General features: G+C 44.1%; 26 protein-coding genes and 1 pseudogene. 20 read left to right on the top strand and 7 right to left on the bottom strand.

Annotation, left to right across the window (positions count from 1 at the left end):
- Positions 1-87: 87 nt before the first annotated feature.
- The 9 genes and pseudogenes from K4H96_RS07320 to K4H96_RS07280 all read left to right on the top strand — a co-directional run bounded on the left by K4H96_RS07320 (position 88) and on the right by K4H96_RS07280 (position 5692).
- Positions 88-753, top strand: coding sequence for a COG3942 and LysM peptidoglycan-binding domain-containing protein (locus K4H96_RS07320; protein WP_223324190.1), 666 nt, complete (start codon positions 88-90; stop codon positions 751-753).
- A gap of 176 nt (positions 754-929) precedes the next feature.
- Positions 930-1454, top strand: a complete 525-nt coding sequence (locus K4H96_RS07315) for an FUSC family protein (protein WP_002896642.1) — start codon at positions 930-932, stop codon at positions 1452-1454.
- An 80-nt stretch (positions 1455-1534) separates the two neighbouring features.
- The gene (locus K4H96_RS07310) at positions 1535-1900 is read left to right on the top strand and encodes a MerR family transcriptional regulator (RefSeq protein WP_002898467.1); all 366 of its coding nucleotides are present in this window, start codon (positions 1535-1537) and stop codon (positions 1898-1900) included.
- A gap of 31 nt (positions 1901-1931) precedes the next feature.
- Entirely contained in the window at positions 1932-3278 is a 1347-nt protein-coding gene (glnA, locus tag K4H96_RS07305; protein ID WP_002896640.1) for a type I glutamate--ammonia ligase, read from the top strand.
- 54 nt (positions 3279-3332) lie between these two features.
- The gene (locus K4H96_RS07300) at positions 3333-3752 is read left to right on the top strand and encodes a GNAT family N-acetyltransferase (protein WP_223337909.1); all 420 of its coding nucleotides are present in this window, start codon (positions 3333-3335) and stop codon (positions 3750-3752) included.
- 68 nt (positions 3753-3820) lie between these two features.
- A complete protein-coding gene (locus K4H96_RS07295; RefSeq protein WP_223337908.1) occupies positions 3821-4240 on the top strand; it encodes a hypothetical protein in 420 nt (139 codons plus the stop codon).
- Between the two features lie 104 nt (positions 4241-4344).
- A complete protein-coding gene (locus tag K4H96_RS07290; RefSeq protein WP_223337907.1) occupies positions 4345-4758 on the top strand; it encodes a hypothetical protein in 414 nt (137 codons plus the stop codon).
- Positions 4759-4962, top strand: a pseudogene (locus tag K4H96_RS07285) (TetR/AcrR family transcriptional regulator); the annotation flags it as partial. It lies immediately after the preceding gene.
- Entirely contained in the window at positions 4946-5692 is a 747-nt protein-coding gene (locus K4H96_RS07280) for a DNA alkylation repair protein (RefSeq protein WP_223337906.1), read from the top strand. The pseudogene K4H96_RS07285 and the gene K4H96_RS07280, both read left to right, overlap by 17 nt.
- 29 nt (positions 5693-5721) lie before the next feature.
- Here the strand turns inward: K4H96_RS07280 and rnjA are convergent, their stop codons facing one another.
- The 3 genes from rnjA to K4H96_RS07265 form a co-directional block, all read right to left on the bottom strand.
- Positions 5722-7404, bottom strand: coding sequence for a ribonuclease J1 (gene rnjA / locus K4H96_RS07275; RefSeq protein WP_223337905.1), 1683 nt, complete (start codon positions 7402-7404; stop codon positions 5722-5724).
- 3 nt (positions 7405-7407) lie between these two features.
- On the bottom strand, positions 7408-7638 hold the full coding sequence (locus K4H96_RS07270) for a DNA-dependent RNA polymerase subunit epsilon (protein ID WP_002903426.1): 231 nt from the start codon (positions 7636-7638) through the stop codon (positions 7408-7410).
- Positions 7639-7985: 347 nt separating this feature from the next.
- Positions 7986-9038 (bottom strand): SDR family oxidoreductase, encoded by a 1053-nt coding sequence (locus tag K4H96_RS07265; RefSeq protein ID WP_002903702.1) that lies wholly within the window; start codon positions 9036-9038, stop codon positions 7986-7988.
- A 132-nt stretch (positions 9039-9170) separates the two neighbouring features.
- Here K4H96_RS07265 and K4H96_RS07260 point away from each other — a divergent pair, with 132 nt between their 5' ends.
- The 8 genes from K4H96_RS07260 (at position 9171) to K4H96_RS07225 (ending at position 14528) form a co-directional block, all read left to right on the top strand.
- Positions 9171-9635 (top strand): MarR family winged helix-turn-helix transcriptional regulator, encoded by a 465-nt coding sequence (locus tag K4H96_RS07260; RefSeq protein ID WP_000225125.1) that lies wholly within the window; start codon positions 9171-9173, stop codon positions 9633-9635.
- Between the two features lie 9 nt (positions 9636-9644).
- On the top strand, positions 9645-10331 hold the full coding sequence (tsaB, locus tag K4H96_RS07255; protein ID WP_223337904.1) for a tRNA (adenosine(37)-N6)-threonylcarbamoyltransferase complex dimerization subunit type 1 TsaB: 687 nt from the start codon (positions 9645-9647) through the stop codon (positions 10329-10331).
- Positions 10328-10780: a ribosomal protein S18-alanine N-acetyltransferase gene (gene rimI / locus K4H96_RS07250; RefSeq protein ID WP_223337903.1), complete on the top strand. Its 453-nt coding sequence runs from the start codon at positions 10328-10330 to the stop codon at positions 10778-10780. Before tsaB ends, rimI begins: the two co-directional genes overlap by 4 nt.
- Positions 10770-11780: a tRNA (adenosine(37)-N6)-threonylcarbamoyltransferase complex transferase subunit TsaD gene (gene tsaD, locus K4H96_RS07245; RefSeq protein WP_223337902.1), complete on the top strand. Its 1011-nt coding sequence runs from the start codon at positions 10770-10772 to the stop codon at positions 11778-11780. Before rimI ends, tsaD begins: the two co-directional genes overlap by 11 nt.
- 9 nt (positions 11781-11789) lie before the next feature.
- Positions 11790-12485, top strand: a complete 696-nt coding sequence (locus tag K4H96_RS07240; protein ID WP_223337901.1) for an AzlC family ABC transporter permease — start codon at positions 11790-11792, stop codon at positions 12483-12485.
- Positions 12475-12813: an AzlD domain-containing protein gene (locus K4H96_RS07235; RefSeq protein ID WP_223337900.1), complete on the top strand. Its 339-nt coding sequence runs from the start codon at positions 12475-12477 to the stop codon at positions 12811-12813. The genes K4H96_RS07240 and K4H96_RS07235 overlap by 11 nt, the downstream gene beginning before the upstream one ends.
- 122 nt (positions 12814-12935) lie before the next feature.
- Positions 12936-13682 carry a class I SAM-dependent methyltransferase gene (locus tag K4H96_RS07230; RefSeq protein ID WP_223337899.1) on the top strand — a complete coding sequence of 249 codons (747 nt, stop codon included), beginning with the start codon at positions 12936-12938 and terminating at the stop codon, positions 13680-13682.
- A gap of 105 nt (positions 13683-13787) precedes the next feature.
- On the top strand, positions 13788-14528 hold the full coding sequence (locus K4H96_RS07225) for a MerR family transcriptional regulator (RefSeq protein WP_223337898.1): 741 nt from the start codon (positions 13788-13790) through the stop codon (positions 14526-14528).
- A 31-nt stretch (positions 14529-14559) separates the two neighbouring features.
- Here K4H96_RS07225 and K4H96_RS07220 read toward each other — a convergent pair whose 3' ends face one another.
- On the bottom strand, positions 14560-15015 hold the full coding sequence (locus K4H96_RS07220) for an 8-oxo-dGTP diphosphatase (protein ID WP_223337897.1): 456 nt from the start codon (positions 15013-15015) through the stop codon (positions 14560-14562).
- 44 nt (positions 15016-15059) lie between these two features.
- The gene (locus K4H96_RS07215; protein ID WP_223337896.1) at positions 15060-16235 is read right to left on the bottom strand and encodes a BaiN/RdsA family NAD(P)/FAD-dependent oxidoreductase; all 1176 of its coding nucleotides are present in this window, start codon (positions 16233-16235) and stop codon (positions 15060-15062) included.
- A gap of 300 nt (positions 16236-16535) precedes the next feature.
- Between K4H96_RS07215 and K4H96_RS07210 the strand changes: the two genes are divergently transcribed.
- Both K4H96_RS07210 and K4H96_RS07205 read left to right on the top strand, forming a co-directional pair.
- A complete protein-coding gene (locus K4H96_RS07210; protein WP_002896624.1) occupies positions 16536-17030 on the top strand; it encodes a DUF536 domain-containing protein in 495 nt (164 codons plus the stop codon).
- Between the two features lie 90 nt (positions 17031-17120).
- Positions 17121-18875, top strand: coding sequence for a glycerophosphoryl diester phosphodiesterase membrane domain-containing protein (locus K4H96_RS07205; RefSeq protein ID WP_223337895.1), 1755 nt, complete (start codon positions 17121-17123; stop codon positions 18873-18875).
- Positions 18876-18991: 116 nt separating this feature from the next.
- Here K4H96_RS07205 and K4H96_RS07200 read toward each other — a convergent pair whose 3' ends face one another.
- Together K4H96_RS07200 and K4H96_RS07195 are read right to left on the bottom strand one after the other, a co-directional pair.
- A complete protein-coding gene (locus K4H96_RS07200; protein ID WP_223337894.1) occupies positions 18992-19291 on the bottom strand; it encodes a YbaB/EbfC family nucleoid-associated protein in 300 nt (99 codons plus the stop codon).
- 199 nt (positions 19292-19490) lie between these two features.
- A complete protein-coding gene (locus K4H96_RS07195) occupies positions 19491-21809 on the bottom strand; it encodes a Xaa-Pro dipeptidyl-peptidase (protein ID WP_223337893.1) in 2319 nt (772 codons plus the stop codon).
- A gap of 104 nt (positions 21810-21913) precedes the next feature.
- Between K4H96_RS07195 and gla the strand changes: the two genes are divergently transcribed.
- The gene (gene gla, locus K4H96_RS07190) at positions 21914-22810 is read left to right on the top strand and encodes an aquaglyceroporin Gla (RefSeq protein ID WP_223337892.1); all 897 of its coding nucleotides are present in this window, start codon (positions 21914-21916) and stop codon (positions 22808-22810) included.
- Positions 22811-22953: the final 143 nt, after the last annotated feature.

Genomic DNA, 22953 nt, shown 5'->3' with positions numbered 1-22953 from the left:
AACATGACAAAAACATAACTCTAAAAAAATTGACATGTAAATATTGTATGATTTTTTTATCATCAAATTTTACGGAGAAACACATTTATGAAAAAAGCATTTGCTAAAGCGACTCTTGGTTTAACTTCCACAGCTTTTTTGGCGACAATCGGCGCTCAAGCTGTTCATGCAGATTCTTATGTTGTCCAGCAAGGGGACTCTTTTTTTGCCATTGCTAGTGCCAATGGAATGAATCCTTACGAACTTGCTGCCAATAATGGAAAATCAATTTTTGATACGATTAACCCAGGAGATGTGTTGCAAGTAAATGGCACTGCTTTGGCTCAGACATACAATCCTTACAGCGCTCCAGCTTATGAAGCGACAAGTGATGCTGCTTTGGTATCTGATACAGAAGATGTTGTCTTAAATACGCCAACTGACTATGGCAATTCTTACCCAATCGGCCAATGTACTTGGGGCGTGAAAGAAATGGCGCCTTGGGCAAGTAACTGGTGGGGCAATGCTAATACTTGGGCAATCAATGCTGGTGCTCAGGGTTATGCAACAGGAAATGTTCCAGTACCAGGCGCTATTGCAGTTTGGGATGGTGGCGAATACGGACATGTTGCTTATGTGACAGATGTGCAAAGCGACAGCTCTATCCAAGTCTTGGAAGCCAACTACAATCGCCAAAAGCAGATTAACAACTATCGTGGCTACTTTAACCCGAATGAATTTATGGGTGGAGTTACCTACATTTATCCAAACTAAAGAAATAAAAACGCGGCTGGGACAGATAATGTCTCAGCTTTTAAATAGTCAATAGCTCTTGATGCGCTAGCTGATAGAGCTTTTTCTTTGTGCGAGAAAAGTCCTGAGCAGAAAGAGTTTTTTTGAGACGAAATATGTTAAAATGAAGAGAGGGAGGATTTCCTGGAAGGAGACTAATGAGTTATTTCAATAAGTACAAGTTTGATAAATCGAAATTTCGTCTGGGCATGCGTACCTTTAAAACCGGTCTGGCTGTCTTCATCATCCTATTGCTCTTTGGGCTTTTTGGTTGGAAAGGGCTGCAAATCGGTGCTTTGACGGCAGTCTTTAGTCTTCGTGAGGATTTTGATAAGAGTGTCCATTTCGGGACATCGCGAATCTTGGGAAACAGCATCGGTGGTTTTTACGCTCTGCTCTTTTTCATTGCCAATAGTGTCTTTAAGGAGCAGTATTGGGTCACCCTCCTTTTGGTACCGGTCTGTACTATGCTGACAATTATGACCAATGTCGCTATGAACAACAAGGCGGGAGTCATTGGCGGAGTATCTGCCATGCTGATTATTACCCTGTCAATTCGGCCGGAAGATACCATCTTGTATGTCTTTGCCAGAATCTTTGAAACCTTTATGGGAGTCTTTGTTGCGATTCTGGTAAATTCTGATATAGATCGGCTGCGAACCATCTTTGAAAAGAAAAAATAAAATCTGTGTAAGAAAATCTGACATTATTTCTTGACATAAGATTTATTTCGTCCTATAATAGTGCGTAGAGAGGAATTTGAATGAAGGAAAAAGAGTTTCGCCGAAACATGGCAGTCTTTCCCATCGGCAGTGTTATGAAACTGACGGACCTATCTGCCCGTCAGATCCGTTATTATGAAGACCAGAATCTGATTACCCCTGCTCGGAATGAGGGCAATCGTCGGATGTATTCTTTGAATGATATGGACCGCCTTTTAGAAATTAAAGATTATATTTCAGAAGGTTATAATATCGCTGCAATTAAGAGGAAATATGCTGAGCGTGAAGCCAAGTCCCATAAGACCATTAGTGAAAAAGATGTCCGCCGTGCTCTGCATCATGACATCTTGCAGCAAGGCCGTTTTGCTTCTTCTCTGCCAACCTTTGGTCAGATGCGTCGACCATAGCTATTTTGTTTGAATTACAAGGAGAAATTTAATGTCTATTACAGCAGCTGATATCCGTCGCGAAGTAAAAGAGAAAAATGTTACCTTTATTCGTCTTATGTTCTCTGATATTTTAGGGACTATGAAGAATGTAGAAATTCCTGCTACGGATGAACAGCTTGACAAGGTCTTATCCAATAAAGCCATGTTTGATGGTTCTTCCATTGAAGGTTTTGTCCGTATCAATGAATCAGATATGTATCTTTATCCTGATCTGGATACTTGGACAGTCTTTCCCTGGGGAGATGAAAATGGCAGTGTAGCGGGTCTGATTTGTGATGTTTACACGACTGATCATGTACCGTTCCTAGGGGATCCTCGCAGCAACCTCAAACGCGCCCTCAAGCATATGGAAGAGCTAGGATTCAAGTCCTTTAATCTCGGACCAGAGCCAGAGTTTTTCCTCTTTAAGCTGGATGAAAATGGCGATCCGACGCTGGAAGTAAATGACAAGGGTGGTTATTTTGACTTGGCGCCGACAGATTTGGCAGACAATACTCGCCGGGAAATCGTCAATGTCCTGACCAAGATGGGCTTTGAAGTAGAAGCTAGTCACCATGAGGTCGCAGTCGGCCAGCACGAGATTGACTTTAAGTATGACGAAGTGCTTCGGGCTTGTGATAAGATTCAGATTTTCAAGCTGGTTGTGAAAACTATTGCTCGTAAGCATGGTTTGTATGCAACCTTTATGGCTAAGCCTAAGTTTGGCATTGCGGGATCTGGTATGCACTGTAATATGTCTCTCTTTGATCAAGACGGCAATAATGCCTTCTTCGATCCAGAAGATCCAAAAGGTATGCAGCTGTCAGAAACAGCCTACCATTTCTTGGGTGGTTTGATTAACCATGCTTATAATTACACAGCTATCATGAATCCAACGGTCAACTCATACAAACGTCTGGTTCCTGGCTATGAAGCACCAGTTTATATTGCTTGGGCAGGACGCAATCGTTCACCGTTGGTGCGCGTGCCAGCCTCTCGTGGTATGGGTACTCGCTTGGAGCTGCGTTCGGTTGATCCGATGGCCAATCCATATATCGCTATGGCAGTTCTCTTGGAAGTTGGCTTGCACGGTGTTGAGAATAAAATCGAAGCTCCAGCCCCAATCGAAGAGAATATCTATATCATGACTCCAGAGGAGCGTAAGGAAGCTGGAATTACAGACCTGCCATCAACTCTTCACAATGCCTTGAAGGCCTTGACAGAAGACGAAGTCGTTAAAGCGGCTCTTGGCGAGCATATCTATACAAGCTTCTTAGAAGCTAAGCGCATCGAGTGGGCTAGCTATGCAACCTTTGTCTCCCAATGGGAAGTGGATAATTATCTGGATTTATACTAAACTTAGAGCAGGAGGATTGGCATATCCCCTGCTTTTTCGTGGAGGAGAAGAAAGATGGAAAAATTTCATGATTTTATTAAGCGGGTTTTCGATGAGCAATATGAAGCCTATTTTGGTCCAGATATGCTTGAAAAACTTGAACCTCAAGATTATTATTTAAGGCGGGAGGAAGATGGCCGGTTAATTGCCTTGCTCCATGCCCAACAGGTGTTGGAAAATATTCATGTCAAGGCTTTGGTGGTGGATAAAGAACATCAGAAAAAAGGTTTGGGAGCCAGTCTGCTGGCAGAATTAGAAGAAAAGGCTGCAGAAGCTGGAGTAACTAGCATTACCTTGTCCACTAAATCTTATCAGGCCAGGGATTTTTATATCAAACAAGGTTATGAAATCTACGCTAGTCTATCAGATGTCCCACAAAAGGGCATTACCAAATATCATTTTATCAAGCGATTAAACGAAGCTGTTATCAAATAGATGGAAGCCAATTTGGCTTCTGTTTTTTATGCTATAATAATGATAATGACTGTTAAAAGGAATAAGAAATGAAAAGGCAGAAAACAATAGCCATAGCTTTAGTAAGTCTAGGAATTATCGGTGGAGCTTTTTTTCTTGGAAATCAGGAGAGCTTAAATAAAAGTATAACCAAAAAGCCAAACTTACAAACGATAAAGGAAAAGCAGTTGGATGAATTGAAAAAGCATGAGGAAGAAATTAAAGATTTTATCAAGTCACAAAATCCTAAGATTGAATCTGTTCAGGTGGATTGGAACCAGACAAACTGGGAAGAAGTAGGCAACGGAACACCGTGGGGCGCTGGAGAAATTGTTAATGTATATGGGAGATTCAATCATATTGAGGATTCTTCTTGGAATGTCACTTTTTTAGTAAAAGATAATGAGGTAGTTCCAAATTCAATGTCTTTAGCAAATGATTTAGATGTAGGAGGTAGGATTTTTGAGTAATAGTAATTTAAAAACCTTTGATATTTTTTATGTAGATTTAACGCGTCTTTTCATGTAACTCTGTATTATGATATATGTAACTTCTACTGTCTAGGAGGAAGAAATTGAGGAAACATAAAATCATTTGGTTGGTATTAATTGCTCTTGTTATTGGAGTAGGAAGTCTATATATGTTAAGTCAGAGTAATTTGTTTTCAGATGGCAAAGCTAATTTGCAATCCATAAAAGAGAAACAGCTAGATTTTTTGAAGAAGCATCAAGATGAAATAAAGAATTTTATCAAGTCACAAAATTCTAAGATTGAATCAGTACAAATTGATTGGGAAGAAACGCAGTGGAATCAAGTCGGAAATGGCACTCCCCAAGGCGGGGGAGATGTTATTGATGTTTATGGTAGGTTCAATAATATTGAAAATTCTGGTTGGCATGTCATGATAGATGTACCTGAGGGAGAATTCAATATAGGTGCCATGACATTGGTAAATTATTTAAGTGTTAATGGCGATGAATTTGAGTGATTCTTTCATTCGAATGAGCAATTAGATATTTTATTTAAAGAAGGAAGAATTATCTCTATTGATTTGGATATGGCGGCTCATATGATTTCAGGTGCCTTGAATGAGTTGTCTCTTTTTCTAGCTGAGAAAGAGGGAGAAGCAAAAGTCAGAGAAGCAGTGAGAAGTCTGTTAAGGGGATTTAAAAATCATGGCGAAAGAGGTTAAAGATTATTATGATTTGGTTTATGCGGAGGATTTGAGCCGTCGCTTGCAAACAGTAACAGATAAATTTGATGCTCAGCATTTTATGTCTCTAGTTGAAAGCGGCTTAGAGGCTTTGGAATTTACTCAGCGACAAGAGCTGCTAGCAAAGAGTATCAAAGAATGCTTGCCGTTTTCCTATGCTGATTCTCTGAAGGTTTTTGAGCAGATACTTGGTCCAGAGTTAGAGGGCGGCTTGGGTATGTTCTCAGAGGGGTACTGGTTGTGGCCGATTGGCAAATACGTAGAACTGTACGGAGGTCAGGAATTCGAGCTGAGTGCAGCCTTCAGTAAGGAATTAACCAAGCGATTTACTGGAGAATTTTCCATGCGGCCCTTGCTGGCTAATTATCCTAAAGCTACGATGGATTTACTGCTAGAGTGGAGCCGAGATGAGAATATGCGCGTCCGCAGATTAGCCAGCGAGTGTATGCGTATCCGACTGCCCTGGGCTAAGAAGCAGACTGTGGTCTTAGATTATTTTGATGAATTTACCGCTATTTTAAGGAATCTAAAGGATGATGCGGATAAATCAATCCAAAAAAGTGTCGCTAATAATCTGAATGATTTATATAAAGAAGCTCCTGAAAAGTTTGAGTGTATCATTCAAGCTTGGCAAAAGGAAGAATTGAGTCCGAGTTGCGCTTGGATTATCAAGCATGCTTCGCGAACAAAAAATAAAGCAGAAAAATAAGCTTTGCTAGATTTAGCAAAGCTTATTTTTTAGTTGTCTTCGTCTGGTGTAAGCACCATCGGAATGATAATAGGTTCGCGCTCAGTGCTTTCGTAGAGGAAAGGACGCAAGGCGTTGACGATAGCGCCGCTGACAGATTGAACGCTGGCATCTTTATTCTTGAGTGCAATGCGAATAGCATTGAAGAGGATGCGCTGGCTTTGGCGAATGAGGTCACCTGATTCGCGCATGTAGATAAAGCCGCGGCTGAGAATATCTGGACCGGCTAAGATCATCTTGGATTCAAAGTCAACCGTCGCGACAGCCAGAACCACACCGTCCTCTGACAGGTCTTTACGGTCGCGTAGGACTGCAGCTCCGATTTCACCAATGCGGTTCCCATCAACATAAATATCCTGAGCGTTGAAGCTGCCGGCAATACGAGCTGAGTCAGCTGTCAGAGCCAGCACATCACCATTGCTCATGATGAAGATATTGTCTTTTGGTACTCCAGTATCAACGGCTAGACCTGCATGGACTTTCTGCATACGGTATTCACCATGGACTGGCATGAAATATTTAGGCTTGATCAAGCGAAGCATGAGTTTCTGCTCTTGTTGGCCACCGTGTCCAGAGGTGTGGATGTTGTTAATCTTACCGTGAATCACTTCTACACCAGCCTCGGAAATGATGTTAATCAGTTTGTTAACGCTGGTCGTATTGCCAGGGATAGGACTAGATGAGAAGATGACTGTATCTCCAGGCTGCAGCTGAACCTGACGGTGAGTACCATTGGCAATCCGAGATAGAGCTGCCATCGGCTCACCCTGACTTCCGGTACACATAATCAGCACTTCACCAGCTGGATAGTCCTTGAGTTCATTTGGCTCGATGAAGGTATCTTTAGGAACCTTGATATAGCCCAATTCAATCCCATTGACAATAGCCTTTTCCATGGAGCGGCCAAAGACCGCAATCTTACGGCCGGTCTTAACAGCAGCATCTGCTGCCTGCTGGAGCCGGAAGATGTTTGAGGCAAAGGAGGCGAAAATAATCCGTCCATGAATGCCTTCGATAATCTTCATGATAGACTGTCCGACCACTTTTTCGGAATTGGTAAAGGTCGGAACTTCAGCATTGGTCGAATCAGATAGGAGACAGAGAACGCCTTCTTCGCCCAGAGCGGCCATACGGTGCAGGTCGGCCGGCTCTCCGACTGGTGTAAAGTCAAACTTGAAGTCACCGGTACAGACAATCTTACCCTGCGGCGTATGGATGACAATTCCCAAAGGCTCTGGAATAGAGTGGGTTGTCCGGAAGAAAGTAGTTTTCAGATGCTTGAACTGCAGTTCTGTGTTTTGATTGATTTCATAGAGTTTGGCATCGCGCAAAAGTCCATGCTCTTCTAGCTTGCCTCGAATGAGGGCCAAGGCCAAAGGACCAGCATAGATAGGAACATTGGCTTGCTTGAGCAGGAAAGGAATACCGCCGATATGGTCCTCGTGCCCGTGGGTGATGAGGACAGCTTTTACGCGGTCAATGTTTTCCACGATATAAGAGTAGTCGGGAATGACATAGTCGATTCCTAGCAGGTCGTCTTCTGGGAATTTGATACCGGCATCCACGATGATGATTTCATTTTGGTATTCAATCCCGTAGGTGTTTTTACCGATTTCGCCTAACCCACCAATCGCAAAAACGCCAACTTCTTTGGGTTTTAAGGTATATGCCATGGGTTAGAACTCCGTCAATTCAAAAGTGCCTGACTCTTTTTCATATTCGAGGTGTTTGTCAGACAAGAGCTCGATAAATTCAATATTGTAAGGGGTATTTTCTTCGACTAACTTACGAGCCTGAATACGGCCTTCCAATTCATTAGCTGCTTCAATCTCTAAATAAAGGGCACGTGTCTTTTCACGGCGCGGGCTGCGCTCTTTTGTTTCCTGATAAAAAACTTTGTAAATCATAAGATTCCTTTCTGTGATAAGGTCTAAAAAATAAAAGAAGGCAGGCGTTAGCGCATTTCTTCACATGATAAATTAAAAATGATAAATGGAAAGTGAGCGATTGCTGTGACTTCTGATAGGGCTTACTCAAATGAAGAGGCTAAAATGCTGTTTTAGCCTTGTATCTTATGGAAAAGTAAGAGTAATGAAATTGACCTGATGTTTAATTATTATTGTAATTATACCATAGAATGAGCTTAGGAAGCAAGTCGGGACGGTGAATTTCAGAGACGGTTTTTCAGCCAAAGCGGCTTGACAAAAAGAAAAATCAAGCGATGAACATTTGGTCACTTGATTTTGAGGGCTGCTTATTTGGCGAAATAGCCGTGCTTGCGGTACCAATCTACCACGTCAGCTAAGCTTTCTTCGAGAGGGCGATGCTGTCCGCCTAGCTCGCTCTCGGTTTTGGCAAAGCTAAAATTACTTTTGAGATATTCTTCGGCCATGAGATGAGCGAGCTCATTGGTAACCAAAATTGGTTTTTTGGTGAGCCGGTGGTAGAGCTCACTTGCTTGGGCATAGATTTTGACGAAAAGAGGGGAGATCTTGCGCTTGGGGGCGGGAACGCCAGTGATTTTTTCCAGTATTTGGTACAATTCTGTCATGGTCACTTGCCGTCCAACTGCCAGATAGCGCTCCTTTGAGCGTCCGTATTTCATGGCGCGGAGATGAATATCTGCTACATCTCTAGCATCCACCATATTATAGCTAGCCTTTAAGATACCTGGAAGTTTTTGCTCTACAAAATTGATAATCAGCTGCCCACTGGAGGTCGGACCAAGGTCTCTAGGACCCAACATTACACTCGGCAAGATAAAGCAACCGAAAACATCTGAATGCTTGTCCAAGAAATCACGAACTGCCTCTTCACTCAAAATCTTGCTGCGATAGTAATCAAAAGGAGTATCTTTTGAGCGAGACATGCTTTCATCGATTAGCTGATTGGCCTCACCTTCCAGTACGACACAGGAGGAAGTATGGACAAATTGGCGGATACCAGCCTCGTAAGCAGCTTCTAGGAGGTTATTTGTGCCTATAATATTAGTGTCGTAGAGCTCCTGCCAGTGCTTGCCGCCTTTATAATTATCGCGGAAAAAAGCAGCGGTATGAAAGAGGCTGTCGCAGCCTGCTAGATAGTCACGATAGCTTTCGGGCTCTAAAATATCCCCCTTGACAATCTGGATAGGCAGGTCGGCAAATTGTTTGCGCGCTTTTTCCTCGGAGCGAACGAGAGCGGTCACTTGAATGTTTTCTTTTAGCAGAGCACGCACGAGATTATTTCCTAAAAGACCGGTCGCACCAGTCACAAAAGCGTGGGTCATTGTTCTAGCTGGTTTTTGATTTGTAGGGTTTGGGGTCATCCGTTTTTCCTCCTTTTGCAAATAGATGATATATCATCTATTTAAGATTTTATATTTTTTAACTAAAATTGTCAACAATTTACCTAATCTAGTGTAAAATAGTATAGAAGTGATTTTTGAAAGGAGAGCAGCGTGGTAGCAGAAGGAATTCGATTTGGCTATTTGTTTAGAAGTGCAGAGAGCTTAGCGACGAGAGAATATGGGAAGTTGCTAGAGCCTTTGGGAATTACGCCCAATCAAAGCGAGGTCTTGCTCGTTTTGGGCGAACATGCTCCGCTGTCTCTCAAGGGCTTGGGGGAATCCCTGATTTGTGAGGAAAAAAGCCCTAGTCGCTTGGTGCAGGCTTTGATTAAAAAAGGCTTGGTCAAGAAGGAAATTTCTAGCAAGGACAAGCGCAGTTCTCGCTTGAGCTTGACTGCTGCTGGAGCGGATTTGCTGCCCAAGATTGCTGAGCAAGAAGCGATTTTTGGAAAACACTTGGCGCAGCAAGTGCCTAATTTGGAGGCTTTTAGCCAGATTTTAGAGGAATTTTTGGTAGATAGTTTCTACGAAGACAAATTAAAACGCCGCTCACTTTGGCGGCAAGAGGAAAAATAGAGGATAAGCATGAAGATTGCAGCTTTTGATACGTCAAGTAAGGCGCTGACGCTCGCGATTTTAGAGGACGAGACCTTGCTGGCGCAGATGACTTTAAATATAAAGAAAAACCACAGCATTACCCTGATGCCGGCTATTGATTTTCTGATGAATAGTCTGGACATGAAGCCGACGGATTTGGATCGTATCGTAGTTGCTCAGGGTCCGGGCAGCTACACAGGTCTGCGAATGGCGGTGGCGACAGCCAAGACTCTGGCTCATACCCTCAAGATTGAGCTGGTCGGTGTGTCTAGTTTGCTGGCTTTAGTCCCAGAGCAGGTGGAAGGTTTGGTCATTCCTGTCATGGATGCCCGCCGCAATAATGTCTATGCTGGCTTTTATCAGTCTGGTCAGTCTGTACGGCCGGAGGCTCATCTGCCATTGGCAGAGGTTTTGGAAATAGCTGGCGTTGCTGATCAGCCAGTCACCTTTGTCGGAGAGACTGCAGTGTTTGCGGAGCAGATTGAAGCTGCTCTTCCTGGGGTATCGGTTCAGCCGACTTTACCAGATGCGGCAGCTATTGGTCGTCTCGGTTTAGACCAGCCAGCCCAGTCTATTCATGACTTTGTTCCTAACTATCTCAAGCGGGTAGAAGCCGAGGAAAATTGGCTCAAGACCCATCAGGAATCCAGTGATTCTTACATTCAGCGCCTATGATTGAGATGAGAAAATGGAGTGACAGCTCGGATGTGGACGCAGCAACTCTCGCAAAAGAGCTGGAACAGCTCTTACTTGCAGTCTATGAGGTCAGTCCTTGGACAGCTATACAAATGGAAGAGGTTCTGCGCTCGGATGTGAACAGTTGTATGCTAGCAGAAGATGGGGAACAGCTTGTCGGCTTTTTAGTCTGGCAGGAGACAGACTTTGAAGCAGAAGTCCTGCAGATTGCTGTATTGCCTAGCTATCAGGGACAGAAAATCGCGACAGCCTTGTTTGACTTTTTGCCAGTAGACAAAGAAATTTTCCTCGAAGTGAGGGAGTCGAACAAGCCAGCTCTGCTATTTTACAAAAAAGAAAAATTTGAAGAAATCGCGCGGCGGAAGGCCTACTACCATGCGCCAGTGGAAGATGCGATTGTCATGAAAAGAGAGATCCATGAAAGATAGATATATTTTAGCTTTTGAGACGTCTTGTGACGAGACCAGTGTGGCAGTTCTGAAGAATGAGACGGAGCTTTTGAGTAATGTCATTGCCAGCCAGATTGAGAGTCACAAGCGTTTTGGCGGAGTGGTACCGGAAGTGGCCAGCCGTCACCATGTAGAGGTCATTACAGTTTGCATTGAGGAGGCTTTGGCAGAAGCAGGGATTAGCGAGGAGCAGGTCACAGCGGTGGCCGTTACCTACGGTCCTGGCCTGGTTGGGGCACTTTTGGTCGGCTTGGCAGCGGCCAAGTCTTTTGCTTGGGCTCATGATATTCCCTTGATTCCGGTCAATCACATGGCTGGACACCTGATGGCAGCCCAGAGCGTGGAGCCCTTGGAATTCCCCTTGCTGGCTCTCTTAGTCAGCGGTGGTCATACTGAGCTGGTCTATGTCAGTCAGGCTGGTGACTATAAGATTGTGGGGGAAACCCGAGACGATGCGGTCGGTGAAGCCTATGATAAGGTCGGTCGAGTCATGGGCCTGACCTATCCAGCAGGTCGGGAGATTGATCAGCTGGCTCATCAAGGGCAGGATATTTATGATTTTCCGCGGGCGATGATTAAGGAAGACAATCTGGAATTTTCTTTTTCCGGTCTCAAGTCGGCCTTTATCAACCTGCACCACAATGCCCAGCAAAAAGGAGAGGTCTTGTATAATCAAGACTTGTCAGCAAGCTTTCAGGCGGCGGTCATGGATATTCTCATGGCCAAGACTAAGAAAGCGCTGGAAAAATATCCAGTCAAGACTCTGGTCGTGGCGGGCGGTGTTGCGGCCAATCAAGGACTGAGAGAACGCTTGGCAGCTGAGATTCAGGATGTTAAGGTGATTATTCCACCGCTTCGCCTCTGCGGTGACAATGCTGGTATGATTGCCTATGCCAGTGTCAGTGAGTGGAACAAGGAGAATTTTGCCAGTTTGGACCTGAATGCTAAGCCGAGTCTGGCTTTTGAAACCATGGAGTAAAGGAGAAGAATGCGCGGACAGACATTTAAACAAGGGGCACAAGCGGCGGTGCCAACGGCTCTGGGCTATATTGGGATTGGTCTAGCCTGCGGCATCATGGCATCGCCTTATATGAATCCCTTGGAGATGGGGTTGATGAGTATTCTGGTTTATGCGGGCAGTGCTCAGTTTGCCATGATTGGTTTATTTGCCCAGCAGGCGCCGGTCTTGGCCATCGCACTGACTGTTTTTCTTATTAATATCCGGCATCTTTTGCTCTGTTTGCATGCATCAACTCTTTTTCGTAAGGCTAGCTTGATGCAGAATATTGTCATTGGCTCTTTTTTGACGGACGAATCTTATGGGGTCTTGATGGGAGAGCAGGTGCATACAGAAGAGATTGCGGCTAGCTGGATGATGGGTAACAATTTCATGAGTTATACTTCTTGGATTTTGGGTACTATTTTAGGAACTGCCCTCGGCGCCCTTCTGCCCAATCCTGAGAGTTTTGGCCTAGACTTTGCCCTAGTCGCCATGTTTATTGGTATTTTCTCCTCTCAGTTTACAATCATGCTGCGACGGGTTAAGATAAAGAAGCTCTTTTTAGTCTTAGGTGTAGTGGGCCTTGCCTACTTGCTCCTGACCATGCTGCTTCAAAATTCGCTGGCGGTGCTTTTTGCAACCTTGTTAGGATGTACAGTGGGGGTGATTTTGGATGATAAGTAAGTATATTTTGCTGGCCATTCTTTTGTCAGCCCTGGTCACTTGGATTCCACGGGTTTTGCCCTTTATCCTAGTCAAGTACAAGGGGCTTCCGCCCATGGTAGAGCGTTTTCTCAAATATCTGCCAGTTTCCATTATCTTTGCCCTTATCCTGTCCAGTGTCACCAATGCTAAAACAGGTCAGCTGCCGAGTTTTAAATGGCTGGATTTAATAGCCATTTTTCCGACTAGCTATGTAGCTTTTAAGTATAAGAACTTAATTGCAACTGTTGTGTTTGGTGTAGTCTTAGTAGCCTTGCTGCGCTATCTGGTTGGATTTCTTGGGCTGTAAAGAGATACAAGACAGATTGAATCGGTCGATTCGGTCTGTTTTTTTGCTAAATTCTAAGAATTGTCTGAAAATATAATATTTTATGCTATAATGGAACCAATCAAAATTATGGAGGTTCGGAAATGGCAGAAGCAGGTCATAAATTTTTAGCAAAATTAGGAAAGAAGCGTCTTCGACCCGGAGGTAAGCTAGCAACGGACTGGTTGATAGAGCAAGGAAAATTTTCCAGTGATAAAAAGGTTCTAGAGGTTGCCTGCAATATGGGAACTACAACGATTGAATTAGCAAAAAAATATGGTTGCCAGATTACTGCAGTTGATTTGGATAAGGCTGCGCTGGCTCAGGCTAAGCTTAATGGAGACAAAGCTGGTGTTAGTGAACTCGTCACATTTGAGCAGGCTAATGCCATGAAGCTGCCTTATGATGACAATTCTTTTGATATTGTTATCAATGAAGCTATGTTGACCATGCAGACGGATAAGGGGAAAGCTAAATGTATGGATGAGTACTATCGGGTGCTGAAGCCAGGCGGAGTGCTCCTCACCCACGACGTCATGCTCAAGCAAAAAGATGAGAATGTCCGAGAAGAGCTATCTCGTGCGATTAATGTCAATGTGGGGCCTCTAACCGAGGGATCTTGGATTCAGCTGGCACGTTCTCATGCTTTTGACCGTGTGGACACCTTTGTCGGCGAAATGACCTTGATGAGCCTTCGAGGGATGATATATGACGAAGGGCTGGGTGGCACTCTGAAAATCTGCTTCAATGCCCTCAAGAAAGAAAATTATAGTCAATTTATGAAGATGTTTAAGATGTTCCAAAAAAATCAGGAAAAATTGGGCTTCATTGCTATGGTTTCTCGTAAATAACTTCTAGCCGCTTTGGAAACTGTAAGGAAATTTTAAAAAATTTCTAGAAAAACTTGACTCTGACCTTAGGTTAGGGCTTATACTATAGTGGTAAGGAGGTCTATCATGTACCAGATCAAAGAAGCGGCACAACTGTCAGGTGTTTCTGTCAAAACCCTGCACCATTATGACAAAATCGGACTGTTAGTGCCCGCCAAATCAGAAAATGGCTATCGGACATACTGCCAAGCTGATTTAGAGAGGCTGCAAGTCATCCTTTACTATAAGTATCTGGGTTTTTCTTTGGAGAAAATAGCAGAGCTGCTGAGTCAGGATGAACAGGCTTTATTGCCGCATCTGGTTAGGCAGTTAGAGTATTTGCAGCAGGAAAGAGACCGCTTGGATACCTTGATTTCCACCTTGCAAAAAACCATCCAAGATGAAAAGGGAGAAAGAAAGATGACAATGAAAGAAAAATTCGCAGGTTTTACCTACGAAGACAATCACAAATACCATCAAGATGCTGTCGAAGAATACGGTCAAGAAGTCATGTCAGAAGCATTGGCTCGTCAAAATGGACGGGAAGAAGAATCTGCCGCAGCTTTCAATCAAGTTTTTCAAAGTCTGGCAGAGAATATGCAACAAGACTTGCCGATTGAAGCAGCAGAAAATCAGGAGCAGGCAGCGCGTCTCTTACAAGCCATTCGCACTTATGGTTTTGACTGCTCTATTGAAGTATTCGGTCATATCGGTAAAGGCTATGTCTATAACCCAGAGTTTAAAGAAAACATCGATAAATTTGGATCAGGAACTGCCCAGTACACAGCAGATGTGATTGCTGCTTATGTTCGGACAAATGCGAAATAAATAGGCTAGGAATTTCCTAGCCTATTTATTTCTACTTCAAGTCATAAAGCCAGTCATCACCGTCTTTATAGTAAAAGAATTCACTTAAATCGTCTTCTAAAAAAACACGCAGCATATCAGACATGTCACTTGTTGCTAGCTTTAAATGGGACAAATTTTTAAAATCTTCCCACCAGACCTTTCCTTCATCTGAGGATTGCAGCACACCAGAATAGTGCTTTGTCTTGTAGAGCAGGACGACATAACGAAAATCTTTATCATCATACCAGTTCTTTATGCCGCAAAGTTGAGGATTGAATATGGTTAATCCAGTTTCTTCTTTGACTTCTCTGATAACTGCATCGGTAAAAGATTCCCCGTGCTCTACATGCCCGCCAGGAAAAGTGATACCAGGCCAGTCAGATTTGACTCGTTCTTGTACGAGAACTTTTTCTCCGTCATAAACCATGCACATGTTGACGAATTCTACATTTTCTAGTCGATTCATTTGCTTATTCCTTTTGTTTGACCTGAATGGATAAATATGAGCCATCACTCATAATGCAAGCTTCCTGCTACCCAGCCGGTGCAGAGGGCAGAAGTGATGTTGAAGCCGCCTGTGTGGGCATTGATGTCTAGGACCTCTCCAGCGAAGTGGAGGCCGGGAACGAGCTTGCTTTCCAGAGTTTTGGGATTGATTTCTTTGAGGCTAACGCCGCCTTTGGTTACAAAGGACTTGGCCAGGGACATTTTGCCAATGACAGGGATGGGCAGTTCTTTGATTTGTTTGATCAGAGCCTCTTTTTCACTGAGATTGAGTTGTTTGACTTTCTCGGGAAAGGGCAGGGCAAAAAAGTCTGCTATTCGCTCAGGTAGGAGGATTTTCAGGCAGTTCTTCAGCGATTTTTCGCGCTTTTCTTCTAAAAAGTCCGCCAGAGCCTGCTGACTCATCTGTGGCAAAAGGTCCAGATAGATGGTTTCTCCACCCTTGACAAAGCTAGACAAGCGCAGGGCTGCCGGGCCTGATAGGCCAAAGTGAGTAAAGAGCAGGTCGTGGGTAATGACATGCTTGCCATAGCTGAGGGTCACATCGTCCAGCGAAATCCCCTGAAGCGCTTTGTGAGGAAAGTCAGTCAGAAGAGGACTTTCAGCAGCTTCCAGGTCAGTCACCGTGTGCTTGAAGTGTCGGGCAATATCGTGACCAAAGCCTGTCGAGCCTGTTGAAGGGTAGGACTTGCCGCCAGTCGTCACAATCAATTTCTGGCAGGTCCAAGTCTGGTCGCTGGATCTGATAGTGAAAAGATTATCATTTTTTTTGACGGAGACGATTTCGGTATTGGTGATGACAGTGCCACCCAGCTCTGCAATTTTCTTTTCCAAAGCTTCGATAATAGTGCGGGACTTGTCTGTCGCTGGGAAAACACGGCCGTGGTCCTCAACCTTGAGTTTGACACCGTTCTCTGTAAAGAAGTTGATGATATCATGGTTGTCAAACTGGGAAAAGACGCTGTAAAGAAAGCGCCCGTTGCCCGGAATACCGGCCATGAGGTCATCTAGGTTTCCGTTGTTGGTCACATTGCAGCGCCCGCCGCCTGTACCAGCTAGTTTCTTGCCCAGTCGTTTATTTTTCTCGAGGAGCAAGGTCTTCTGTCCGTAGAAAGAGCTGGAAATGGCAGCCATCATGCCAGCCGGTCCTCCGCCGATGATGATTGTATCGAAATGCTTCATTGGTCTTTTCCTTTCGTGGAGAGTGGTTTCTATCAGTTAGTCAGAAATCTTGTGCTTCCTTGGTGAGCAGAATTTGCTATCTTGTAGACGTTCTTGGAAGGTTGTAGCTGAACATCTCTAGGCTTCTAAATTCATTTGGTTTTTTCATTTCTTTTACTAGACTAATCTGTCTCATTGTATCACAAAAAAGGGCTGAAAAGATAGGAGTCAGGCTCAAAAAATATTGTGAAATTTGACAGTTAAGGCTTGATATGATAAGATTTAGGTATCTACAAACTAGAAAAAGTTTTTGAGGAAATTATGGCAATTGAAAAGACAGTCAGCGAGTTAGCCGAGATTCTTGGAGTTAGCCGCCAGGCGATTAACAATCGTGTCAAGGCACTGCCGCCAGAAGATACGGAAAAGAATGAAAAAGGAGTCACGGTGGTGACCCGCAGTGGCTTGATTAAGCTGGAAGAGATTTATAAGAAAACTATTTTTGAAGATGAACCTGTTAGCGAAGATGTGAAGCAACGCGAGCTGATGGAAATCTTGGTGGACGAAAAAAATGCTGAGATTGTGCGTCTCTATGAGCAGCTTAAGGCCAAGGACAGCCAGCTGGCTAAGAAAGATGAGCAGCTGCGCATCAAGGATGTCCAGATTGCTGAAAAGGACAAGCAGCTGGACCAGCAGCAGCAGCTAACAGCTAAGGCTATGAATGAGCGTGAAACCTTGCTGTTGGAGTTGGATGAAGCCAAGGAAAAGGTGCAGGAGCAGGAAAGCAAGGGCTTCTGGGCACGTTTATTTGGAAAATAAAAATAAGGTTGGGACATCTGTCTCAACCTTGTTTTAAATAAGAATCGCTTTTTAGCAAGTTTTGTATTGTTCACAACATAAAGGAGAAAAATGAAATCACAAAGACTGGGACTTTTACGTCTCTATCGCAATCTTGATAAAATTCTGTTGCTCTTTTTCACGGTCTTTATGCTCATGGAGCTGGCTTGGGTGCCTTTCAACTCCTTTGCAGCAGAGACTCTGCTCAAGCAGACAGGCTACCTCTTCTTATCTTATACGAATGCCCTGAAGGTTCTGACTTCAAATGTCTGGGTTGGCTTGGCCTTTCTAGCGCTTTTTGCAGCCAATCTCTTTGTCGCTTATTTTCAGATTGGACTGATATTTATGGGGCTCCGCAATCTTTTAGATGAGGAAGAGCGAAGCGCTTTTCAGTTTATCAAGAAAAGTTTCAAAGACAGCGGCTCGCTGATTCGCTACGCCCGACCCAGCAAGGTCCTCTTCATTGCACTGTATATGGGCTTTATCTTTCCCTTTTTGCGGCAAATTCTTAAAATCTACTACTTGAATAAAATTCTGATTCCAGAATTTATCGTGACCTATCTCAAGACGGCCTTATGGATGAAATTATCAATCTATGCTTTAGGTTTTCTGCTTTTTTTGATAGCTGTCCGCCTAATGTTTGCCCTGCCCAAGCTCTTTTTTGAGCATTTCCGCCTACGAGATGCGATTAGGTATAGTTTGGATAAGACCAAGGGGCACTTGATTCGCTATACTTGGCAGCTCTTTTGGATATTGGCCAAGAGCTTTCTCTTCTTTCTTTTAAGCAGCATTCCGATTTTAGTGTTGCAGCAGTATGCGGATGGCCAGTCCAATCAGATAGCCTTGACAGCAGCGGTTGTTAATTACTGCCTCATCAAGCTGGCTTATTACTTTATGGTAGCCTACTTTCTGATTAAGTTTGTGGCTTTTCTGACAGACAGTAAGCTGTCTGAATACCGCTACAGAAAAGGCCTGCCTCTCATGCGCTGGTTTATCCTTTTGGTCACTAGCTCTGTCTTTGCCCTTGAAGGCTTTGCCTATCTCAATCTGCCCTTGGAAAACGTCCCTCTGACCATCTCGCATCGTGGAGTTTCGCAGGGAAATGGTGTCCAGAATACAGTTGAGTCGCTTGAGAAGACAGCTCTGCTCAAGCCAGACTATATCGAAATGGATGTTCAGGAGACCAAGGATGGCCAGTTTGTCATGATGCACGATGCCAATCTAGAAGCTTTGGCCGGCATCGATGCTAGACCGCAAGAGCTGACTCTGCAAGAGCTGACGGCTTTAGATATTTCAGAAAATGGACACACTGCCAAAATTTCCAGTTTTGATGCTTATCTCAAACGAGCCAATCAGATGGGGCAGCGACTCTTGATAGAAATCAAGACCAGCAGCTTGGACTCAGACGATATGATGGACCGTTTCCTGAGCCAATATGGAGCTAATATCAAGGTTTATGGCCATCAGATTCAGTCTTTGGACTATCAGGTTATTGACAAGACTGTCCAGTATGATGAGAGCATACCGACTTTTTTTATCCTACCCTACAATACTATTTTCCCACGGACGCAGGCTTCCGGCTATACGATGGAGTACTCGACCCTTGATGAAAACTTTGTCGATAAGCTATGGACGACAGATAAGCAGCTCTACGACTGGACCATCAATGATGCAGACAGCATTGGCAAATCCTTCCGTCTGGGCGTTGATGGGATGATTACCGATGATTTAGAGCTGGTGCAGAGCTCTATCAAGGAGCTGCAAAACAATCCCGACTATGCCGTGCTTTTGATGAGTAAGGTAGCAGATTTGCTTAATTTTGTGTAGTGGACTGGTGAGGGAACGCCTATAAATCAAAAAAGACTGAAGAATCTCAGTCTTTTTTGCTGGTTCGAGTATTGCTTGACTTATGTTTAGTCAAGAGGTAAGGTTATTTATCTTGCTTAAAAAGGCAATTTGCCTGCGAAAGCGCCCATTTTCTTCTGAGTAGCATCATCAATCTGAGCCAGCGCCTGATTCAGGGCCTGCGCAGTCATCTCTGACAGAGTTTCCAAATCTTCAGGATCCACAACGGCTGGATTGAAGTCAATGCTGACTACCTTTTTATCGCCAGTCAGTTTAGCAACGACTAAGTCTTGAGCTGATTTGCCGGTAAATTCTGTTGTAGCCAGTTCTGCCTGTCCTTTTTCCATTTGTTTTTGAAGCTTTTGTGCTTGCTTCATCATGCTTTGCATGTTCATCATAAGATTTTCTTTCCTTTCTCTCGCAAGGGCTTAGCCCTTGGTAATCTTCACTCTTCAAATTATATCATTTTTTGGAAAAGTGGCAAGAAGCAGAGCCAGAGTTTTTCAATAATGAAAAGCAGGCTATGCTCTTTATAAGGGGAATGTGTATCGTATTGAGAATTTTTGATGAAACCTATTTGATGCGAGCCTTGCTCTTTTAATTGCTTGTTTCGTCTAAATCTTCGTTCATATTAAAGCTCATGGTCGGCAAATCTAGACTAGATTGCTTCAAATCTACAGTCAGCTGATAATCGGTCTTATCACGGACGGTATGCTCAAAGTCTGTAGTGTAGAGGACAAGGCGCAGTTGGTCGCCTTTTTTCATCTTATAGATGGTTGGTTGCAGTTCAAAGGAAAATTCCAGCCATTGGTCAGGAGTGACTTCTTCGACCATCAGTAGGTTGGTCCGGTTTTGCAGGTTGATGAATCCTTTGGTGATGACGCGATGAGGCGTTTCGGCAAAGGGCAGTTCAACCAGATTGTCCAGCATATAGTAGCGGCCGTTGTCCATGACTCTAGGCTCAATAGGAGTAGGAATCGGTGTGAGGCGCTTAGCTGGTCCGAAGTCCAGCAATTGAGCAGAAATCAGTCCTTTATCAGTGCTGGATTTGAGGCGAAGATTGAGCTGGCTCGCTCCGTTGAGAAAGAGGTCCTTTTCCAAGGTCCAGTCCAGAGTAATCTGGTTGACCTTATCTTCAAAAAGCTCAGTTTTAAAGCTTTGGTAATTTTTAGCAAAACGATTATAGTCTTCTTCTGGGTATTGATTTTGGATAGATTGGCAGTCTTGGCCTAGTTGGAGTTGAAGCTTCTGCTCTTGTCCACCGAAGTCTTCCAAGGTCAGCCAGCTTTGAGCTTGGCTATTGTCCTGCCAGATGACTGCTGGCAGTTCAAAGTCTGATTCACAACCCAGCAGTTTCTTGCTCAGCAGAGCATTGATAGACTCACGGAAGTCAATGGACTGCCAGTTGTTCATGTATACATGGGCACCGTTATGGAAGAAGAGATGCTTTTTGATGTGGGATGGTAAGGCTCGGAACATATTATAGACATGGAGGGGCTTAACATTCCAGTCCTGAGAGCCGTGGGTGAAGACGACTTCAGCCTTGACCTTATCTGCATGGAGAAGGTAGTTGCGATCGTGCCAAAATTGATTGTAATCTCCAGTTTGCCGGTCTAGGTCTTTGCGCTGTTGCTCTAGGCTTTGCTGATAAGCATGATTATGACGCAGGTAGTCACCAGCTCTCAGGTTGCGGGAGTAGGTCAGTTCGGTCAGGGATTCAAAATCCTCTCCTGGATAGCCGCCAGGACTAGTGACAAGGCCGTTTTCACGGTAGTAGTTGTACCAAGAAGAAATCCCAGCTTCGGTGATAATGACTTCCAACCCATCTACACCGGTCGTAGCCAGCCCATTGGACATGGTGCCCAGATAGGAGATGCCGGTCGTAGCCACTTTTCCGTTGGACCAACTAGCCTTGATTTCCCGTTGGCGAGTGTGGTCGGTGAAGGCTCGGCAGCGGCCGTTGAGCCAGTCAATAACATTCTTGTAGGCCTCAATCTGCTGATAGTCTCCGCTTGTCATCAGACCTTCAGAGTCTTTGGTTCCTACGCCAGACACATAGAGATTGGCAAAGCCGCGGGGCAGCAAGTAGTCGTTGAGCGTGTAGGTGCTGATATGACCCAGTTTTTCCTCGGCTTCAGAGACTTCTTGGGCAGGAGCCAGCGAATCAAGCTGGAGCAATTTGAGCTCAGGATCTTGTACTGTGATTTGATGGGGCTCTTTTTTTGCTAAGTCCACATTCATATCATGGAGAGCCTTGTCGCTTGCGGGGTCGTTGGTTCCTTGATGATAAGGAGAAGCGGTCATAACTGCAGGAATTTGTCCTTGATAGTGGGGCCGGATAATGCTGACTTTGATGAGGTCCGGACGGCCGTCTCGATCAGTATCCACACGTGATTCCACATAAACCACCTCACGGATAGCATCATGGCTGGAAAAGGTTGCCAGGCTCTTGCCGTTGAAGTAGTGGTGGGTATTGTCCTCAGGAATCAAACCCTCGCTGACTAGCTTATCAACTAAGAGGTTGCCATTTTTTGTCCGAGTGTTGAGCAGCTGGTAGAGATTTTCCAACAAGTCTCCAAATGTAATGGGAAAGCCTGTTTCCTTGCGAAAGGCCTCAACATCTGTAAAATCAATAAAGGGCGAGAACTCAAGCAGTTGAAAAGCCACAGTGTAAAAGATAGGTGCTGTCAGTTCTCTGTCAGACTGGAAAAAGCTCAGCAGGTCTGTTTGGCTGTCAGCAGCCAAGGATTTCAAGGGATAATCTGTATTTTTATAAGTGAAAAAGCTGGTGCGGAGAAAATCTTCAAGATTTTCCTTATCAGAGCGATTGCTGTCATAAAAAAAGCCTAATTCAGCTAATTCTATCAACATATTTTCCCGTTTCGTTCTTGCATAACTATACTGATTAAAACGCATATTCTTCCCTCATTTTCTTATTTTTATTAAAAATGACCTTTACATTATCCATTATACTTGATAAAATAGACTTTGTCTAAAAAATATTTAAGGAGTAACATTAAATGGATTTCGAATGGGTCGTTAAATACGCCACAGAATTTTTAGGAACAGCTATCCTCATTGTCTTGGGGAACGGAGCTGTTGCCAACGTTGAATTAAAAGGAACTAAGGGACATCAGAGCGGTTGGTTAGTCATCGCTGTCGGTTACGGTATGGGTGTTATGATTCCAGCTTTGATGTTTGGTAATGTGTCCGGTAACCATATCAACCCTGCCTTTACTTTGGGACTTGCTGTCAGCGGTTATTTCCCTTGGGCACAGGTTGCACCATATATTGCAGCGCAGATTTTGGGAGCTATCTTCGGACAGGCTTTGGTCGTTGCGACCCACCGTCCTTACTATCTGAAAACAGAAAATCCTAATAATATCTTAGGTACTTTCTCTACCATCTCTAGCCTAGACCATGGTACGCCTGAATCACGAAAAGCAGCCTTGTTCAATGGTTTTATTAATGAGTTTGTTGGTTCTTTTGTTCTTTTCTTTGCTGCTATGGGCTTGACAAAACTTCATTTTGGTGCAGAGCTAAAATCAATTATTGAGTCAAATGTTCAGCAACAAGCTTTACAAGCGGCTCAAGTTGGTCAAAAAATAGCAGAAGCTGATTTGGATAAGGCGGTGCATAATACCTTTGCTCAAGCAACCAATGCTTCATCAGCAGTCGCTCACTTGGCACTTGGTTTCTTGGTAATGGCTTTGGTAACCTCACTGGGAGGCCCTACTGGACCAGGACTGAACCCAGCTCGTGACCTCGGACCTCGTATCCTCCACTTCATCCTGCCAGAAGCTGTTTTGGGTAAACACAAGGGTGATTCAAAATGGTGGTATTCTTGGGTTCCAGTTGTGGCACCGATTCTTGCAGGTATTACAGCGGTCCTCTTGTTTAAAACAATCTACGGATAAGCACATAAGATTAGAGTTGGGGGATTTCCCCAACTCTTTTTTCGAAGGCTAGAGAAGGTAAAGAGGAAGAAGCAAGTTTGGCAATTTTATATTTATTTCACTATCTCTAAGGGTCATTGCTCAGACCGTTTACCAATAAATCC

It is taken from the genome of Streptococcus sanguinis (assembly GCF_020729765.1).
In the GTDB taxonomy this organism is placed as follows: Bacteria; Bacillota; Bacilli; order Lactobacillales; family Streptococcaceae; genus Streptococcus; species Streptococcus sanguinis_Q.
This window is presented reverse-complemented; position numbering and strand designations above follow the sequence as displayed.

Coding starts and splice junctions, on each gene's coding strand:
- K4H96_RS07270 (WP_002903426.1), bottom strand. CDS start 7,638: ATGATTTACAAAGTTTTTTATCAGGAAACAAAAGAGCGCAGCCCGCGC.
- K4H96_RS07295 (WP_223337908.1), top strand. CDS start 3,821: ATGAAAAGGCAGAAAACAATAGCCATAGCTTTAGTAAGTCTAGGAATT.
- tsaD (WP_223337902.1), top strand. CDS start 10,770: ATGAAAGATAGATATATTTTAGCTTTTGAGACGTCTTGTGACGAGACC.
- K4H96_RS07280 (WP_223337906.1), top strand. CDS start 4,946: ATGGCGAAAGAGGTTAAAGATTATTATGATTTGGTTTATGCGGAGGAT.
- rnjA (WP_223337905.1), bottom strand. CDS start 7,404: ATGGCATATACCTTAAAACCCAAAGAAGTTGGCGTTTTTGCGATTGGT.
- K4H96_RS07240 (WP_223337901.1), top strand. CDS start 11,790: ATGCGCGGACAGACATTTAAACAAGGGGCACAAGCGGCGGTGCCAACG.
- glnA (WP_002896640.1), top strand. CDS start 1,932: ATGTCTATTACAGCAGCTGATATCCGTCGCGAAGTAAAAGAGAAAAAT.
- K4H96_RS07220 (WP_223337897.1), bottom strand. CDS start 15,015: ATGAATCGACTAGAAAATGTAGAATTCGTCAACATGTGCATGGTTTAT.
- K4H96_RS07300 (WP_223337909.1), top strand. CDS start 3,333: ATGGAAAAATTTCATGATTTTATTAAGCGGGTTTTCGATGAGCAATAT.
- K4H96_RS07195 (WP_223337893.1), bottom strand. CDS start 21,809: ATGCGTTTTAATCAGTATAGTTATGCAAGAACGAAACGGGAAAATATG.
- K4H96_RS07230 (WP_223337899.1), top strand. CDS start 12,936: ATGGCAGAAGCAGGTCATAAATTTTTAGCAAAATTAGGAAAGAAGCGT.
- K4H96_RS07265 (WP_002903702.1), bottom strand. CDS start 9,038: ATGACCCCAAACCCTACAAATCAAAAACCAGCTAGAACAATGACCCAC.
- K4H96_RS07225 (WP_223337898.1), top strand. CDS start 13,788: ATGTACCAGATCAAAGAAGCGGCACAACTGTCAGGTGTTTCTGTCAAA.
- rimI (WP_223337903.1), top strand. CDS start 10,328: ATGATTGAGATGAGAAAATGGAGTGACAGCTCGGATGTGGACGCAGCA.
- K4H96_RS07235 (WP_223337900.1), top strand. CDS start 12,475: ATGATAAGTAAGTATATTTTGCTGGCCATTCTTTTGTCAGCCCTGGTC.
- K4H96_RS07315 (WP_002896642.1), top strand. CDS start 930: ATGAGTTATTTCAATAAGTACAAGTTTGATAAATCGAAATTTCGTCTG.
- gla (WP_223337892.1), top strand. CDS start 21,914: ATGGATTTCGAATGGGTCGTTAAATACGCCACAGAATTTTTAGGAACA.
- K4H96_RS07310 (WP_002898467.1), top strand. CDS start 1,535: ATGAAGGAAAAAGAGTTTCGCCGAAACATGGCAGTCTTTCCCATCGGC.
- K4H96_RS07215 (WP_223337896.1), bottom strand. CDS start 16,235: ATGAAGCATTTCGATACAATCATCATCGGCGGAGGACCGGCTGGCATG.
- K4H96_RS07320 (WP_223324190.1), top strand. CDS start 88: ATGAAAAAAGCATTTGCTAAAGCGACTCTTGGTTTAACTTCCACAGCT.
- K4H96_RS07210 (WP_002896624.1), top strand. CDS start 16,536: ATGGCAATTGAAAAGACAGTCAGCGAGTTAGCCGAGATTCTTGGAGTT.
- K4H96_RS07200 (WP_223337894.1), bottom strand. CDS start 19,291: ATGATGAACATGCAAAGCATGATGAAGCAAGCACAAAAGCTTCAAAAA.
- K4H96_RS07205 (WP_223337895.1), top strand. CDS start 17,121: ATGAAATCACAAAGACTGGGACTTTTACGTCTCTATCGCAATCTTGAT.
- tsaB (WP_223337904.1), top strand. CDS start 9,645: ATGAAGATTGCAGCTTTTGATACGTCAAGTAAGGCGCTGACGCTCGCG.